Annotated in this window: 14 protein-coding genes, 1 pseudogene and 1 riboswitch; of the genes and pseudogenes, 13 read left to right on the forward strand and 2 right to left on the reverse strand. The window is 64.5% G+C overall.

Annotated features, from left to right (window positions below; genetic code table 11):
* The first annotated feature begins 44 nt into the window (after positions 1–44).
* Together ACU4IU_RS06940 and ACU4IU_RS06945 are read left to right on the forward strand one after the other, a co-directional pair.
* Positions 45–1811 (forward strand): ATP-binding protein, encoded by a 1767-nt coding sequence (locus tag ACU4IU_RS06940; RefSeq protein ID WP_446656264.1) that lies wholly within the window; start codon positions 45–47, stop codon positions 1809–1811.
* Positions 1812–1833: 22 nt separating this feature from the next.
* Positions 1834–3690 carry a glycosyltransferase gene (locus ACU4IU_RS06945; RefSeq protein WP_446656265.1) on the forward strand — a complete coding sequence of 619 codons (1857 nt, stop codon included), beginning with the start codon at positions 1834–1836 and terminating at the stop codon, positions 3688–3690.
* Positions 3691–3751: 61 nt separating this feature from the next.
* On the opposite strand, the gene ACU4IU_RS06950 is transcribed toward ACU4IU_RS06945, so the two are convergent.
* A complete protein-coding gene (locus ACU4IU_RS06950; protein ID WP_446656266.1) occupies positions 3752–4114 on the reverse strand; it encodes a response regulator transcription factor in 363 nt (120 codons plus the stop codon).
* A gap of 173 nt (positions 4115–4287) precedes the next feature.
* On the opposite strand from ACU4IU_RS06950, the gene ACU4IU_RS06955 reads away from it, so the two are divergent.
* Positions 4288–4683, forward strand: a complete 396-nt coding sequence (locus ACU4IU_RS06955) for an acyl-CoA thioesterase (protein ID WP_062860664.1) — start codon at positions 4288–4290, stop codon at positions 4681–4683.
* 180 nt (positions 4684–4863) lie between these two features.
* Entirely contained in the window at positions 4864–5271 is a 408-nt protein-coding gene (locus ACU4IU_RS06960) for a VOC family protein (RefSeq protein ID WP_172172471.1), read from the forward strand.
* Between the two features lie 103 nt (positions 5272–5374).
* Here ACU4IU_RS06960 and ACU4IU_RS06965 read toward each other — a convergent pair whose 3' ends face one another.
* Positions 5375–6154 (reverse strand): helix-turn-helix domain-containing protein, encoded by a 780-nt coding sequence (locus ACU4IU_RS06965; RefSeq protein WP_446656267.1) that lies wholly within the window; start codon positions 6152–6154, stop codon positions 5375–5377.
* A 134-nt stretch (positions 6155–6288) separates the two neighbouring features.
* Between ACU4IU_RS06965 and ACU4IU_RS06970 the strand changes: the two genes are divergently transcribed.
* From ACU4IU_RS06970 to ACU4IU_RS07010, 9 genes and pseudogenes are all read left to right on the forward strand, one after another.
* Positions 6289–6936: an HAD domain-containing protein gene (locus ACU4IU_RS06970; protein ID WP_446656268.1), complete on the forward strand. Its 648-nt coding sequence runs from the start codon at positions 6289–6291 to the stop codon at positions 6934–6936.
* Positions 6933–7715: a glutamate racemase gene (locus ACU4IU_RS06975; protein WP_446656269.1), complete on the forward strand. Its 783-nt coding sequence runs from the start codon at positions 6933–6935 to the stop codon at positions 7713–7715. Before ACU4IU_RS06970 ends, ACU4IU_RS06975 begins: the two co-directional genes overlap by 4 nt.
* A 98-nt stretch (positions 7716–7813) precedes the next feature.
* Positions 7814–8860 (forward strand): slipin family protein, encoded by a 1047-nt coding sequence (locus tag ACU4IU_RS06980; protein ID WP_139906713.1) that lies wholly within the window; start codon positions 7814–7816, stop codon positions 8858–8860.
* Between the two features lie 99 nt (positions 8861–8959).
* Positions 8960–9556 (forward strand): HdeD family acid-resistance protein, encoded by a 597-nt coding sequence (locus ACU4IU_RS06985; RefSeq protein ID WP_446656270.1) that lies wholly within the window; start codon positions 8960–8962, stop codon positions 9554–9556.
* Positions 9557–9936: 380 nt separating this feature from the next.
* Positions 9937–11439: an inorganic phosphate transporter gene (locus ACU4IU_RS06990; protein ID WP_139469424.1), complete on the forward strand. Its 1503-nt coding sequence runs from the start codon at positions 9937–9939 to the stop codon at positions 11437–11439.
* A gap of 573 nt (positions 11440–12012) precedes the next feature.
* Positions 12013–12823: pseudogene (erm, locus tag ACU4IU_RS06995) on the forward strand (23S ribosomal RNA methyltransferase Erm).
* Positions 12760–13008, forward strand: coding sequence for a hypothetical protein (locus ACU4IU_RS07000; protein WP_446656271.1), 249 nt, complete (start codon positions 12760–12762; stop codon positions 13006–13008). Before erm ends, ACU4IU_RS07000 begins: the two are co-directional and overlap by 64 nt.
* Positions 13009–13210: 202 nt before the next feature.
* Positions 13211–13420 carry a hypothetical protein gene (locus ACU4IU_RS07005; protein WP_446656272.1) on the forward strand — a complete coding sequence of 70 codons (210 nt, stop codon included), beginning with the start codon at positions 13211–13213 and terminating at the stop codon, positions 13418–13420.
* A 73-nt stretch (positions 13421–13493) separates the two neighbouring features.
* Positions 13494–13604: riboswitch (SAM riboswitch) on the forward strand.
* 43 nt (positions 13605–13647) lie between these two features.
* Positions 13648–14142 (forward strand): hypothetical protein, encoded by a 495-nt coding sequence (locus ACU4IU_RS07010; RefSeq protein ID WP_446656273.1) that lies wholly within the window; start codon positions 13648–13650, stop codon positions 14140–14142.
* Positions 14143–14190 lie beyond the last annotated feature (48 nt).

Consider the following 14190-nt stretch of genomic DNA (forward strand, 5'->3'; position numbering starts at 1 on the left):
GTGCGCTCTGTCCACTTGAGTTCGACACGATCGGCGGATCGGCGGTGAACCGGCTCGTCCGCATCGCCTACCTCGGCTTCATCGCCGGCGATACCAAAGCCTTCACGATCATCCACCAGGTCTCATTTGCGATCCTGCTCGGGGCGAGCGCAGCCCTGCTCAGCGCCCTGCGACCGGATTCAGCAGTGGGCCACGAGTGGCTCATATCGGGGTCCGTCCTGCTCGTCATCGCCACGCTCGGTGCCGTCTACTCGGAGAAGTTCTTACGCCCCTGGGTGCCGAATCTCGCGATCCCACTGCTCGACTTCCTCGCCCTGGGCCTGTGCCGATTGGGAACCTACCCCGACGGGGCGGGCCTGTCGATCCTCGCCTTCACCCCTGTCGTCTGGCTGGTCACAAGCTTCCGCACACGCGGCGCCGTCATCGCACTCGGGGCAGTGCTCATCACCCTCACCCCAGTGAGCCTGTTCGGCGGAGATGCTCCGGTCGATGCCGCCCGGATCGTGCTCGCACTCATCCTGCCCGTGGCCGTCGTGCTCGTCTCCGGGCTGACCATCGGGTTCGAGACGCGCCTGCGTTCGATGAACACGCGCCTGACTGCGGCCCTTGAGCGGCAGCAGAGCCTGACCAGCGATCTGCAGAAGACAAGCGCGCTGCTGCGCGGCACCGGTGCCAGCGTCGACGTCGGAGTGATCGTCTTCGACGAGAACGGGGACACCGCGTTCAAGAACCCCGCATTCACCTCCCACCTCGACGCGACGGTCAAACGCTTGGCCGGCGCTCGGACCACCTCGAATGGTCCCGGGGACGCAGACACCACCATCGGCAGTTCCGACGCCGGAGACTCTGTCATCGACGAGTCCGCCATCGCCGACGGGGACATGTTCGGTGCCGATGGGCACACCCGGATCGACCCCAGGGAGTCACCAGTGGCCCGTGCCCGCCGCGGAGAACGGTTCGACGATGAACTGATCTGGGTCGGTCCTCAAAGCGGCGATCAGCTGGCGCTGTCGATCACCTCGGTGAGTTGGCAGGGGCATCCGAGCATCGCCCCGCACACGATCGTGACCACTCAGGACGTGACATCCACTCAACAGCTCATCCGGGCCCGCGAGCGCATACTCGCCTCGGTCTCACACGAGCTGCGGACTCCGCTGACCTCGATCATGGGGTATACGGACCTCGCACTCGACGAACTCGAGAACGGCTCCCGCGCAGCCGCCTCGGCGATAGCCTCATATCTGGCCGTCGTACAACGGAACTCCGATCAGCTGCTCGCCATGGTCGAGGACATTCTCAGCGCCCAACAGACACCGTCGAACCGCTTCGAACTGAACATCACCGAGTTCGAACTCGCCCCGCTCATCCACGACGTCGTCCAACAGCTTCGCTCGACGGCCGCCGACCAGAAAGTCGAACTCGCCGTCGAGTCCGCGGGTTCCCCGACGATTTCCGCCGATTCAAAGCGCATCACGCAGGTGCTGACGAACCTCGTGGTCAACGGCATCAAATACTCCGGGCCCGGACATCGCGTCACCGTCCGAACCCGCTCTGATGCGCTCGGCATCGGTTTCGACGTTGTCGACGACGGGGCAGGAATGCCTGCCCGCGAGGTCGATCAGCTCTTCACGGCGTTCTTCCGCGGCGACGCCGCCCGGGCCTCCAGTCAGCGGGGCGTCGGATTGGGACTCTCCCTGGTCAAAGGCATTGTCGACGCACACGGGGGAACGATCACGGTGTCCTCGATTGAAGGCACCGGCAGCACATTCAGCGTCCGCATCCCCTCCCGAGACGAAGGAGCTCGACTGTGACCCGAAACGAAGGAGCCCGACTGTGACCAGAGACGACGGCCAGTCCTCAACGAGACAGATCGGTCCGATCGCGGTGCTGCTCTCCCTCGTCTATGGGGTTCTCGCGGCCTACATCTTCTGCTTCTCCGGATCCTTCGGGCGCCTTGGTGAGTACTGGTGGTTCGACATCGCGCTCATCACCATCACCATCACGGCTTCGCTCTCACTGGCCTATGTCAGCCTGCTGCTCATCTCCTATGTCCGGCAGAAAGCCGTCGACCCCGGCGACCCCACGGACTTCACCTGGCACTTCCTCATCCCCTGCCGCGATGAGGAATCCGTCATCGCCGAGACCGTCTCGGCCGCGCGGACCTCATTCCCCGAGGCCCACATCTGGGTCATCGACGACGCCAGCGAGGACGCCACCGCCGCCATCGTCACCGACATCATGGACGTCGACGACCGCACCCACCTCATCTCCCGGGTCCTGCCCGAGGCACGGACGGGCAAGGGGAAGGCGCTCAACGCGGCCTATCGCTCGGTGTCCGGATTCGTCGGCGCAGACTCCGCCGACCGTGCCCGCGCCGTCATCGGAGTCCTCGACGCCGACGGGTTCCTCTCCGACAACGCCCTGTCAGTGCTCTCGGGCCCGACTGGCTTCGGAGACGAGACCCTCGGCGCGGCGCAGCTCGAAGTGTGGATGAAGAACCGCGGCGACAAGCGGCCGCGTCCAGGACGCAATTGGTTCCTCAACCTCCTCGGCCGGTTCCTCATCCGGATGCAGGACATCGAGTTCCGCACCTCGAACTCGGCGATGCAGCAGCTGCGGGTGACTACTGGGACCGTCGGCATGGGCGGCAACGGACAGTTCACTCGCCTCACCGTCCTCGACGCACTCACCGACGACCATGGAGAACCGTGGGGAAACAAGCTCAGCGAGGACTACGAGCTCGGGCTCAATATCCTTACCCGCGGATTCCGCAACGGCTACTTCCCGCAGGCCCATGTGTCCCAGGAGGCACTGCCCCATTTCCGCAGACTCCTCACGCAACGCACGCGGTGGGGACAGGGAATCATGGAGTGCGCATCTAATCTGCCTGCTCTGCGCAGGAGCCGCGTCCTGAGGTTCCCAGGGTTCGTCGAGATCCACTATTTCATGAGCCAACCGTGGTTGATGATGCTCAATCTCCTGCTCATCCCGATCGTCACAGCCGTCGCGATCGCCCAAGGATTCTTCGGATTCGTCAGTGATGCCGCGACCTGGATCATCGTCCTCACCGGGCTCGTCTTCGTCGTTCTCCCTTATGCCCTGTGGGGCCCGCTCTACCGACGGTGGGGGCCCGAACCCATCGGTCGGACCGCCTCGGTGCTGCTGGGATTGGGGTACCTCGTCTACGTCTACTTCACCTACTTCTACTATCCCCGCGCGATCGCCCGCATGGTCACCGGCCGGAATTCGTGGGCGAAGACGAAGCGCAACGCCGACGACGTGCTCGTCACCTCGACCTTCACCCCGGCGGCACTGCAAGTCGTTCCGCTGCTCGACCAGAACAGCCTCACCGAACTCGCCGAGGAGCTCGAAGGCAGGGACGAGTACGCCGAGGAGATCGTGTCCCGGTTCGCCCTCATCTGGCCGCGCCGTCTGGCGAATCTGCAGCAGGCCGTGGCCGCCGAGGACGTGCTGGCCACCAGCGATGCGATTGCCAGCATCCGGGTGTCGTCGACGATGGTCGGAGCACGCCGACTGCAGGTGGCTGCCGAAGACTTCACAACCTTGGTCGAGAGCCGCGAGTTCGATGCCGCACGTGCTGCACTGCCGCGATTGTCCCGGGTCGGCGACGACACGATCGTCGAGATCCGCTCCCGTTTCCTCGATCTGCCGACCCGCGGTCAGCACTGAGATCCGGGCTGCGCTGCCCACCGGCACCCAGCCACTGAACCGGGCGATCAGCGCGGTCGACTCACTCTTCGTCCATCGCCTGCAGGAACTCGCGGACCTCGCGTGGTTTGAACGGTTTTGTGAGGAACGCGTCGGCTCCGGCGTCGAGGCTGGCGTCGCTGTCACGTTGCGTCGCCCGGGCGCTGATCACCGCGATCGTCGCCACGGTGCGGGGTCGGATCTGCCGCAGGAGTTCAAGACCGTCGATATCGGGCAGTCCGAGGTCGACGGTGATGAGTGTGCGTTCGGCTTCGTTGAAGAGTTCGAGTCCGAGCTTGCCCGTCGCCACCGATTCGACGCTGTATCCGCTCTGCTCCAGCACGACCTCGAGCAGCCGGCGGATATCGTCATCGTCTTCGATGACCAGTGCGTTCTTCGATTCCATACCGAACCATTCCCTTACGGCCGGCTCAGTCGGCCGCACCTGGACTCCTGCGTTCGCTTCATAGCTTAGTCTTCCCCGTAACGGCAGACGCGAGATTTCCGTTGCCACCGAGCACCTGGTTAACTGTAGAACGCTCGTTAAGTCACCGTCCCAATCAGCTCCCGGAGGCAGTCATGGCCACTTTCGAACTCTCACCCGAAGTGCGCTGGTCGGATCAGGACCTGCTCGGCCACGTCAACAACGCACGGATGATCACCCTCATCGAGGAATGCCGCGTGCGCTGGATGCACGAGATCCGGGCCGGACACATCACCGGCGGCGGACTGCTCGTCGCCCGCCAGACCATCGACTACCTCGTGCCCGTCATGTACGGCCCCGAACTGAAGATGACGGTGACGGTGAAGAAGCTCGGCAACTCCTCGTTCACCGTCAACACCCGCGGTGACCAGGACGGACGTCAGGTCTTCGACCACGACTGTGTGCTCGTCCACATCGATCGGGACTCGCAGAAGCCCACTCCGCTGACGCCCGAGCTGCGCGCAGTCTTCGAACCCTACCTGCAGGACTGAGGCCCGACGATTGGCGTAGGTGGGAGAAACAGTCACGCAAAACCGAGGCGGGCGTGGCCATTCAGCCCACCCAGTGTGAGAGCATCTCCAGCCCAACGGCAGCGAGAATCTCCAGAGGAACGCGCGATCATGGCCGATTCGTTCAAGCCGGCACCGCACCCGTCCGCATAGTCTGAAGTCATGAAACTCGACGCGATCTCGATCATCACCGCAGACATGCCCGCCGCCATCACCTTCTACTCCGCTCTCGGTCTCGAACTCGCCGACGGCGGCCCGGACGCCCCACACACCGAGTTCTCCTCCGGATCCCTGCGGATCCTCCTCGACACCGAGGCGGTCGTCCTCGGCATCGATCCCGAATGGACCCGCCCGACCGGCGGAAACAAGATGTCCTTGGCTTTCGACTGCTCCACCGCCGAGGCGGTCGATGCGACATTCGCCAAGCTCACCGGGCGCGGCGACGGGGGAAGCGATCCCGTGGCAGGAATCGTCCACGAACCCTGGGACGCGTTCTGGGGACAGCGCTACGCTGTGGTCTCCGACCCCGACGGCAACACGGTCGACCTCTTCGCCGCCCTCAACTCCTAATTGCTACCCGACGGCGGCCCAGCAACCTGGCGCGAGGTTGCTGGGCCGCCGTCGGGTAGTTCTGGGTAGGGACGAACTTACAGGACGAACGCCGGGTGCGCCCTCACCCGATGAGCGAGCGCTCGTCCCGCCGCAGGTGAGCGGCATCGGCATACCCGACCTCGGCCGCTGCCGCTGTCCGCGACCGCCCCGCATCGATGAGGTCTCGCGCGGCCCGCCAGCGCAGAATCTTCGCCAGGTGCTTGGGTCCGTAGCCGAACCATTCCGCGCTCAGCCGGCGCAGCTGCCGCGGTGAATACGCGAACTCCGCGGCCGCCTCGGTGACGGTCTGGGCCGGCGAATTCGAGCGCACGTCCAAGGCCCGAGCCAAGGCCATCGGACGCGGATCCAGCATGGCTCGGTCCGTCAGACCGCCAGCCATGTCGAGCAGCACCCGGGCAACTCCCGTCACCGAGGCGGCCCCGCCCTCGCCGACAGCGCGAACCTCTGAATGCCGGCCGCCGATGACAGCGTCGAGGGGCGTCACCCGATCGGCCAGCTCCCCCGCCGAGGTGGTCAACAGCTGCGCAAGCACGCCGGAGTCGAATCGCAGGCCCACCGTCGGTGCAGCCGAACCGTGGAACATCCGTGCCGTGGAATCGGCGCCGGCGATGAGTATCTGCGAATCGATGACGATGAGATCCATGCACCCGTCGGGAACGATGAGCGATGGAGCCGCGGCAGGTGCGACAGTCGGCCCGGAAGCCAGACCGGCGGCAGTGTTCCCACGATCAGGGTCTGCCGCCTCGACGGAGGAAGCCGCCTCGGCGAGGGAATCGGCCTTGTCGGAAACGGAGACCCACAGGCTCGCCCGCAGGCGCGGGATCCGGGTTTCGCGATACACGGACTCGGCCTCCTGACGCTCTCGGCGGTAAACTCGTCTGTGTTCATCTGGTGCGGGCGGCGCGATCTGCCCCCAGAATAGCGCGCGAATGGCCCCACCAGAGGGCCGCACGACTGAGCTCACGGGAAGGAATGATGGCTGCAGCATCCTCGGCGCCGGTATCGGCGCGCAGGCAGGCTCGCCATGTCACTGTCTTCCTCGATGTCGATGGCGTCCTCAACTCCTACCCGGTGCCCAAGCTGCGCGGCATGGCCGAGGGGCGAAAGAAGCTGCACGCGTGGCACTACGAACTCCACTACCGGCCGTCCGTCGTCGAATTCTTCGACCGCATCGTCGAGACCCATGAGGTCGACGTCGTCTGGCTGTCGACCTGGTCGCAGCGATGCAAGTCCGAGCTCGAACCGAAATTCGGTCTGCGCAACTCCTTCGACGTCATCGAAATGCCCGATGAGACGCACAACCGCTTCGCTCACGATCCGCAGCAGTGGTGGAAGGCCCGGGCCATGGAGGACTGGCTGGCCACCCACGAGCACGGGCGTGCGATCTGGATCGACGACGACCTGGCGTGGCCGGCCACCCGCGATTACTTCCTCAAGCACTACTCACCCAACCGCCTCAAGCTCATTGCCCCGGACTTCGCCCACGGCCTGACGAAAGCCCATCTCAAGGAGATCCGGGAGTTCGCCTACCCCAAGACCGACGCTCCAAGGACCATCGACACCAAGCCCGGCGGCCCAATGACCAAGGCATCGACGACATCCGACCCGAAGGGGACTTCATGACGCGCATCGGCCTGCTCGATTCCGGACTCGGACTCCTCGGCACCGCCGACGCGCTGTTCAACCTCGCCCCCGACGCTGACCTCGTCCTCGCCATGGACCCGGACTTCACCCCGTACGGCAGCCTGAGCACCGAGACCCTCGAACAGCGGGCCCTGCATTCGGCCGGAGTGCTCGCCGAATGGGAGCCCGACGCCATCGTCATCGCCTGCAACACCGCCTCGGTGCAGGCCCTCGAGGCCGTCCGCGCCCGCTACGAACCGGCCATCCCCGTCATCGGCACCGTGCCCGCCGTGAAGATGGCTGCCGGCACCGGGCAGGACTTCGCGATCTGGGCGACGCCGGCGACCACAGGCAGCGAGTATCAGCAGAACCTCATCGACTCCTTCGCCGCGGACCTGCACGTGGCCAAGATCGCCTGTCCCGGACTGGCCGAGGCCATCAACGCCGCCGACCTGGACAAGATCGACACCGCCATCGAGGATGCCTTCACCCGGATGGGACCGGGAATGGAGACCGTGGTGCTCGGCTGCACCCACTACGGACTCGTCGCCGACCGCATCATGGCAGCCCGAGCCGGAGCCCTCACCGTCTTCGACTCCCCCATGCCGGTGGCCAAACAGACGCTCCGCCGCATCGGCCTCGAACCCGCCGGAGTCGGCGAGGATCAGCCCGGCACCGGACGCGTGCTCGCAACCTTCGCGTCCGGCCGACGCGTCAGCCTCCCCCAGGCCTTGGATGCCTACCCGGCCGGCAAACGACTGCTCGCCCGAGAGGCCTGACTCCACCTCCCCTCCGCGTTCCCTCCGAACCCGGTCTTTCCCAACCGCACAGGCGTAGAATAGACCAGACAGTCAATCGTCAAAGGAGGCGATTCGACATGTTGGCGCTCAGTATCCTCGCCGCACTTGTCGCACTCGGAGCAATCACGCTGGGTAACAGCCTGAAGATCGTCAAGCAGTACGAACGCGGGGTGGTCTACCGCCTCGGCAGAGTCAACGCCGAGCCCCGTCCGCCCGGAATGACCGCGATCGTCCCCTTCGTCGACAAACTCGAGAAGGTCAACCTCCAGATCGTGACCATGCCGATCCCCGCGCAGGAGGGCATCACCCGCGACAACGTCACCGTCCGCGTCGACGCCGTCATCTATTTCAAGGTCGTCGACCCGCGCAAGGCCGTCGTCGACGTCGAGGACTACCAGCTCGCCGTCGGCCAAGTCGCGCAGACCTCGCTGCGTTCGATCATCGGCCAGAGCGAACTCGACGATCTGCTCACCAACCGCGAGCGCCTCAACCAGGGCCTGGCGATTATGATCGACAGCCCCGCCGTCGACTGGGGCGTCCACATCGACCGCGTCGAGATCAAGGACGTGGCCCTGCCGGAGACGATGAAACGCTCCATGTCGCGCCAGGCCGAAGCAGAACGCGAACGCCGATCCCGCGTCATCATCGCCGATGGTGAACTGCAGGCCTCGAACAAGCTCGCCAAGGCCTCCGAGGCCATGGCCCACACCCCGTCCGCCCTGCAGCTGCGTCTGCTCCAGACCATCGTCGAGGTGGCCGCCGAACGGAACTCGACCTTGGTCCTGCCCTTCCCCGTCGAGCTCCTGCGCTTCCTCGAGAACAACACCCCGACTGCTCCTCCCACCACCGAGGCGGGCGCGAAGTCGACCACGGAAGCAGGAGTCACACCCACCACGGACACCCCCGCCGAGGCGGCCGACCGGTCCGGATCGGACACGACGTCGAGTGCCCCGGCTGACCTCGACGCCATCGTTCAAGCCATGTCCGAATCGCTTAAGCTCACCGGGCTGATGCCCGAGCAGGAGCGTGTCACCTCGGACATGCCGGAGCAGGAGCGGACCACCTCGGATTCGGCCGCACGATCCGACTCCGCCGATCAGGAGGAGCACCTCGGGCACGCCTGAACCGTCGCACCCCGGCCGGTGACCGCCCTGGATCCGCCCACCGACCGCCCCCGGCGCCGTCTTCAGCGTCTGTCCAAACCGGAGGACTAGGCTGTGGGCATGGACCTCAAGCGCACTGGAAGAACAGTCATCGTCAACGGCGTCATCGCCCTCGTGATGGGTGCGCTGATGATGGTCTGGCCAGGCACCTCCGCCGAGGTGGTCGTGCGGATCTTCGCCTGCTGGCTCGCCGTCATCGCCGTCTCCTCCCTCGTCTTCGCACCGCAGGGAGGCCGCACCGGCAGCATGGTCACACGCGCGGTCCTGCTCATCCTCCTCGGTGCGCTCATCTTCTTCACCCCGATGCTGTTCGCGTCCATGGTCACCGTGCTGACCGGATTCGCCATCATCTTCTTCAGCTTCCTCGCGCTCACCATGTCCTTCTTCATCCGTCGGATGGGAGTCAGGACCTGGTGGGCGCTCACCGTCATCGGCGTCCTCGGCATCATACTCGGCGGCTTCTTCCTCTTCGCACCGGGCGCCGGAGTGACCGCGCTGATCTTCACCCTCGCCGGGTTCATCATCCTCGTCGGCATCGCCCTCATCGTTCTGGGCCGTCGACTGCGCAAGGTCGACAGGCAGATGAAATCCGATCCGCACCGCAATCGCCCCGATGAAGGCGGCGGCGATGTCATCCGCGGGGAGATCATCGACTGATTCCGGCCGCCTCGGCGAGCTTTTCCCCTTTCGACAGAGCCCCGATCCGCACAGCTGCGGGTCCGGGCTCTGTCACGTGCCTACAGCACACCAACTCACGCACCAAAGTCGGCCCGAAGTGGTCATTGTCACAACATGACTTTCCGACTCCTACACACCCAAGCGCCCTCTTCCCACGAAGATTGACTCATATAGCATCTGACCTGGAACATTGCGTGAACGGAAGGCGAAAAGTACCGAGTGTGCATGAGCATTTCGTGAGTCTCGGAATCGGAGTTAACCGTGCATTCATCTTCTCCGTAACCTGGCGGTCATCCGCCCTGCGAATCATGGAGGCAGACAGACACTGCCACATCGACTGAAATTCGCGAGGAGAACGAATGACCCAGGTTCTGGCACCGGAGCGCCACACTCCGCCACCTGCCGTCGGCCGCAGCAACGACCGCCTCTGGCATCTGGCCTTCGGCGGCCTGATGGCGATCACCCTCATCGCCTTCACCCTGTGGTCGCTCGACTTCGTGGGCCGGGACGCACCCCGCATGGTGCTCATCACCACGGTCATCTTCGGCGCCTTCATGGCCTTCAACATCGGCGGCAACGATGTCGCCAACGCCTTCGGCACCTCCGTCGGCGCCGGCACCCTGACGATGAAGCAGGCACTGCTCATCGCCGCGGTCTTCGAGGTCAGCGGCGCGCTTCTGGCCGGCGGTGATGTCACCGACACGATCAAGAGCGGAATCGTCGACCTCAGCGGGGTGGCGATCGACCCGATGGACTTCGCGTTCATCATGATGGCGGCCCTCCTCGGCGCGGCAGTGTGGCTGCTGGTAGCGACGCGGATGGGCTGGCCGGTGTCGACGACGCATGCCATCATCGGCGGCATCATCGGTGCATCACTGACGATCGGATTCGTCACCGGCACCGGCGGATTCGCCATGGTGCAGTGGTCCGAGGTCGGCCAGATCGCGATCTCCTGGGTGCTGTCTCCTGCCCTCGGCGGACTCGCCGCATTCGTCATCTACGGGCTGATCAAGAAATACGTGCTCGGCAAGTCGCTGTCGCACACGCTGAAGCCGCATATGCTCGCCCCGGTCTCCGCAGCCGAGGGATCCGTCGACGCGCAGATCGACGCCGCCGCCGAGGATGCCCCCGCCGAGGGAGGATCGATCGGCACGCACTCGGCCCTGCAGCGGTGGGTTCCCCTCATCGCCGCCGTCGGCGCTGTCATCATCACCGCAATGCTGCTGTTCAAGGGACTGAAGAACCTCGACATGAGCGTGACCACGGTCGGCGGTCTGCTCATCATGGCGATGATCGGCGCGGCCGTGTGGCTGGCAGTGTTCGTCTTCGCCAAGACCCTGCGCAAGCAGACTGTGCCCCGTGCGACGTACATCCTGTTCTCCTGGATGCAGGTGTTCACCGCCTCAGCATTCGCCTTTAGCCACGGTTCGAACGACATCGCCAACGCCGTCGGCCCCTTCGCCGCCGTCCTCGATGTGCTCCGCACCGACAGCATCAGCGGCGAGGCGAGCGTGCCGTTCGCAGCCATGCTCACCTGCGGCATCGCCCTCATCGTCGGTCTCTGGTTCATCGGCCGCAAGGTCATCGCAACGGTCGGCACGAACCTCACCGAGATCCACCCGGCCTCCGGATTCGCCGCCGAACTCGCTGCCGCGGGAATCGTCATGGCCGCCTCGGTGAGCGGTCTGCCGGTGTCGTCGACGCACATCCTCATCGGTGCGATCATCGGCGTCGGCCTGGTCAACCGTTCGGCAAACTGGAAGCTCATGAAGCCGATCGCATTGGCCTGGATCATCACCCTTCCGGCCGCAGCGGTCATCGGTTCGGTCGGCGTCATCGCCCTGCGCACCATGATGGGCTGACCCACTGGCACGAACGCTCACACGCGTTCGCCGGACTCCGTTCGACACACGGCTTCGAACGCATCCGCACGTCCGCCCTGCCGACTTCCACACGAAGTCGGCAGGGCGATTTTGTCCGAACCCTGGTCTCGGCAAAGCTCCCTGTGCTATCTTGTTCCGCATGGGAACATTGAACAGCAGCGCAATGACTGCGCCTTGCTTCTTTATTCGTCACCGCAGCGCCTGACAGCGCGCCTGACGAATTCTTCTGCGATCGGCTGACCGACGACAGTCACCCTGATCTGCTCTGCAAGCGCGTTGTCCTCCCGGAGAGCCATCGGCATCCGGGCGATGCGACAATCGGCTGATCCCTTTCCGATTCACTGACCACTTCGATCATCATGATCGACCGGGTCTATACGAATCGATCAGACTCACCATCATTGCGCTGCCTCGGGTGCCTCCATCTTCCTTTTGGAGCACATCCCATTGCGACCCCACACGTCACGACACCGTTCGACACGCAGTCAGTCCCATTCGCTCTCGGCCCCGCGGTCACAGCACGGCGGGCGGCATGAACTCGGCCAGAACTTTCTGCGTTCACCCACCACCATCGACACGATTGCGAGCCTGGCTCGTTCCACCTCCGGACCGATCATGGAGATCGGTCCCGGGGATGGGGCAGTCACTTCCGAGCTCTACCGGCTCGGTCGAAAGCTCACACTCGTCGAACTCGACGAAACGAGGTTGGATCACCTTGAAGACACGTACCCGCGGGCCGAGGTCCGGCACGCCGACATCCTGACCACCCGGCTCGACCGGCCGGTCATCGTCGGCAATCTGCCGTTCCACCTCACCACCCCCATCCTCCGCAAACTGCTGCGTTCCGGGCGCTGGCAGCGGGCGATCCTGCTCACCCAATGGGAAGTGGCCCGCAAACGCGCCGGCATCGGCGGATCGACCATGATGACCGCGCAATGGACCCCATGGTTCGACTTCCGCCTCGTCACCCGCGTCCCCGCCGACGCGTTCACCCCGAAGCCCAGCGTCGATGGCGGCATCCTCACCATCGATCGCTGTCCCACCGGATCGATTCCAGACAATGCTCGATCCGAATATCAACAGTTCGTCCGTTCGGTCTTCACCGGTCGCGGGCGAGGAATGAAAGGAATCCTCTCGAAGATGAGCATCACCGATCATCGCACTCTGCAATCGACCATGGACCGCAACGACATCAGAGGAGACATCTTGCCCAAAGATCTCACCCCCGACCAGTGGACCGGACTGTTCACCGAACTGGTCACCGAAACAGATCACAAGGATGCGAAGAAGGGAAAGACCATGCGAAACAGCAAAGCACCCAAACAGAACCCCATCACCGAGGCGGCCCCGCAGACACCGTTGATCACCGGGGAGATGCCCATCGTCGGCGCCAAACCGGCGACCGAGAAGCTACAGGCTTCCATCCCGGGCACCGATCCGAAGGCGAAGAGCCATGACAAGGGTCATCTGCAGGCCGAACGCGGTTTCATGAATCAGCATCAGAAACCGCAGCAGCCCCAGCCGAGGTGGAACCTGCCGCGCAGGTGAGTCTCCGATGCTCCGGTCCGACGTTTCCCCGTCGGACCGGAGCGTTGTCCGGCCCGTGCTCCTCCATGCCGATGCGCCGACGGACCACGACACCGGCGACTCCTCCGTCTTCTCCGGAAGTTCATCTTCGCCGACTGCCGGCGCTCGTAGACTGAAAACAGCAGGTCCACGCACTGCGCATTCGGTCGAGAGGTCAGCCGGAATGGACAATGAACACGGCACGCACATCAGACGCTTCATCAATGGGTGGTGTCCTGGCTGCGAAGAGAGCAGCAGCCTGACACCGGGTCGACTCAATTCCGACGGAACCATCGAATTCCGCACCTGTGTCGACTGTGGGGAAACCGTCGAGGACCACGATCCTCGATACTGGTCATCGGCCGCCGACGCCGATGAAGAAGGACTCGTCTAGATTCCTCCTCCGCCGGCCACGGAGGTCACCAACGCAAAGGTCGTGTCAGACCCTCCATCTACACTGAAATCACGTTCGCGAGCTGTGGCCATCGGTACCTGGCCGGCCACACGGCAACCCGTCATCGACCGGGTGCCCCAGGGGAAGAACGGGCCCGCGCCGACCGCTCGGGCAAGCTTCGATCCGGGTCAGCGCTGCGCAGGCGCGCCCGAGAAGGACGGTTTGCCATGTCCGCAGACTTCAACGACTCCGCCGACTCCCACAACCACTCCGAGAACCGCCGCAGGGCCGCCGAACAGTGGCCGGGCTTCGAACCCGAGGTTGCCCTGCACTGGTCGAAAGTTCTACTCCACCACTCCCCTGACCCGCAACGCGCCGGCATCAAAGCTCAGATGAGTTCGGCGATCAAACGGGGCATTCCGATTGCCGGACCCGGCTGGGTGAGCACTGCCGATGCGGCTCGCAGTGATGGCTTCACACCGGTGCTCTATCAGACCCTGTTCGACACGCTGCAATCCATTCCCAGAACGGCATTCCGGTCCCACCCGGGACATCGGCAGAACGGGCACGGAACCTACCTGCCCGGCACCCCGTATGAATCAGAACTCTGGTGCGACTGGCCGAAGCTCTTCCTCGCCGAAGGTTTCGACGCTCACGCAGCCACGACGCTGATCCTGCTACGTGCTGAACCGAAGTTCCCACGCCCGCGAAGCAACAACTGAGCAGAGGGTCTTTGACCTCACCGAACCCAAACACCACTGCCGGTCGGA

This window comes from Brevibacterium sp. CSND-B09, assembly GCF_052906525.1.

What these genes read in the sequence shown, in the direction of transcription:
- ACU4IU_RS06950 (WP_446656266.1), bottom strand. Translation starts at nt 4,114, where the DNA reads ATGGAATCGAAGAACGCACTGGTCATCGAAGACGATGACGATATCCGC.
- ACU4IU_RS06955 (WP_062860664.1), top strand. Translation starts at nt 4,288, where the DNA reads ATGGCCACTTTCGAACTCTCACCCGAAGTGCGCTGGTCGGATCAGGAC.
- ACU4IU_RS06960 (WP_172172471.1), top strand. Translation starts at nt 4,864, where the DNA reads ATGAAACTCGACGCGATCTCGATCATCACCGCAGACATGCCCGCCGCC.
- ACU4IU_RS06970 (WP_446656268.1), top strand. Translation starts at nt 6,289, where the DNA reads ATGGCTGCAGCATCCTCGGCGCCGGTATCGGCGCGCAGGCAGGCTCGC.
- ACU4IU_RS06975 (WP_446656269.1), top strand. Translation starts at nt 6,933, where the DNA reads ATGACGCGCATCGGCCTGCTCGATTCCGGACTCGGACTCCTCGGCACC.
- ACU4IU_RS06980 (WP_139906713.1), top strand. Translation starts at nt 7,814, where the DNA reads ATGTTGGCGCTCAGTATCCTCGCCGCACTTGTCGCACTCGGAGCAATC.
- ACU4IU_RS06985 (WP_446656270.1), top strand. Translation starts at nt 8,960, where the DNA reads ATGGACCTCAAGCGCACTGGAAGAACAGTCATCGTCAACGGCGTCATC.
- ACU4IU_RS06990 (WP_139469424.1), top strand. Translation starts at nt 9,937, where the DNA reads ATGACCCAGGTTCTGGCACCGGAGCGCCACACTCCGCCACCTGCCGTC.
- ACU4IU_RS07000 (WP_446656271.1), top strand. Translation starts at nt 12,760, where the DNA reads ATGCGAAACAGCAAAGCACCCAAACAGAACCCCATCACCGAGGCGGCC.
- ACU4IU_RS07005 (WP_446656272.1), top strand. Translation starts at nt 13,211, where the DNA reads ATGGACAATGAACACGGCACGCACATCAGACGCTTCATCAATGGGTGG.
- ACU4IU_RS07010 (WP_446656273.1), top strand. Translation starts at nt 13,648, where the DNA reads ATGTCCGCAGACTTCAACGACTCCGCCGACTCCCACAACCACTCCGAG.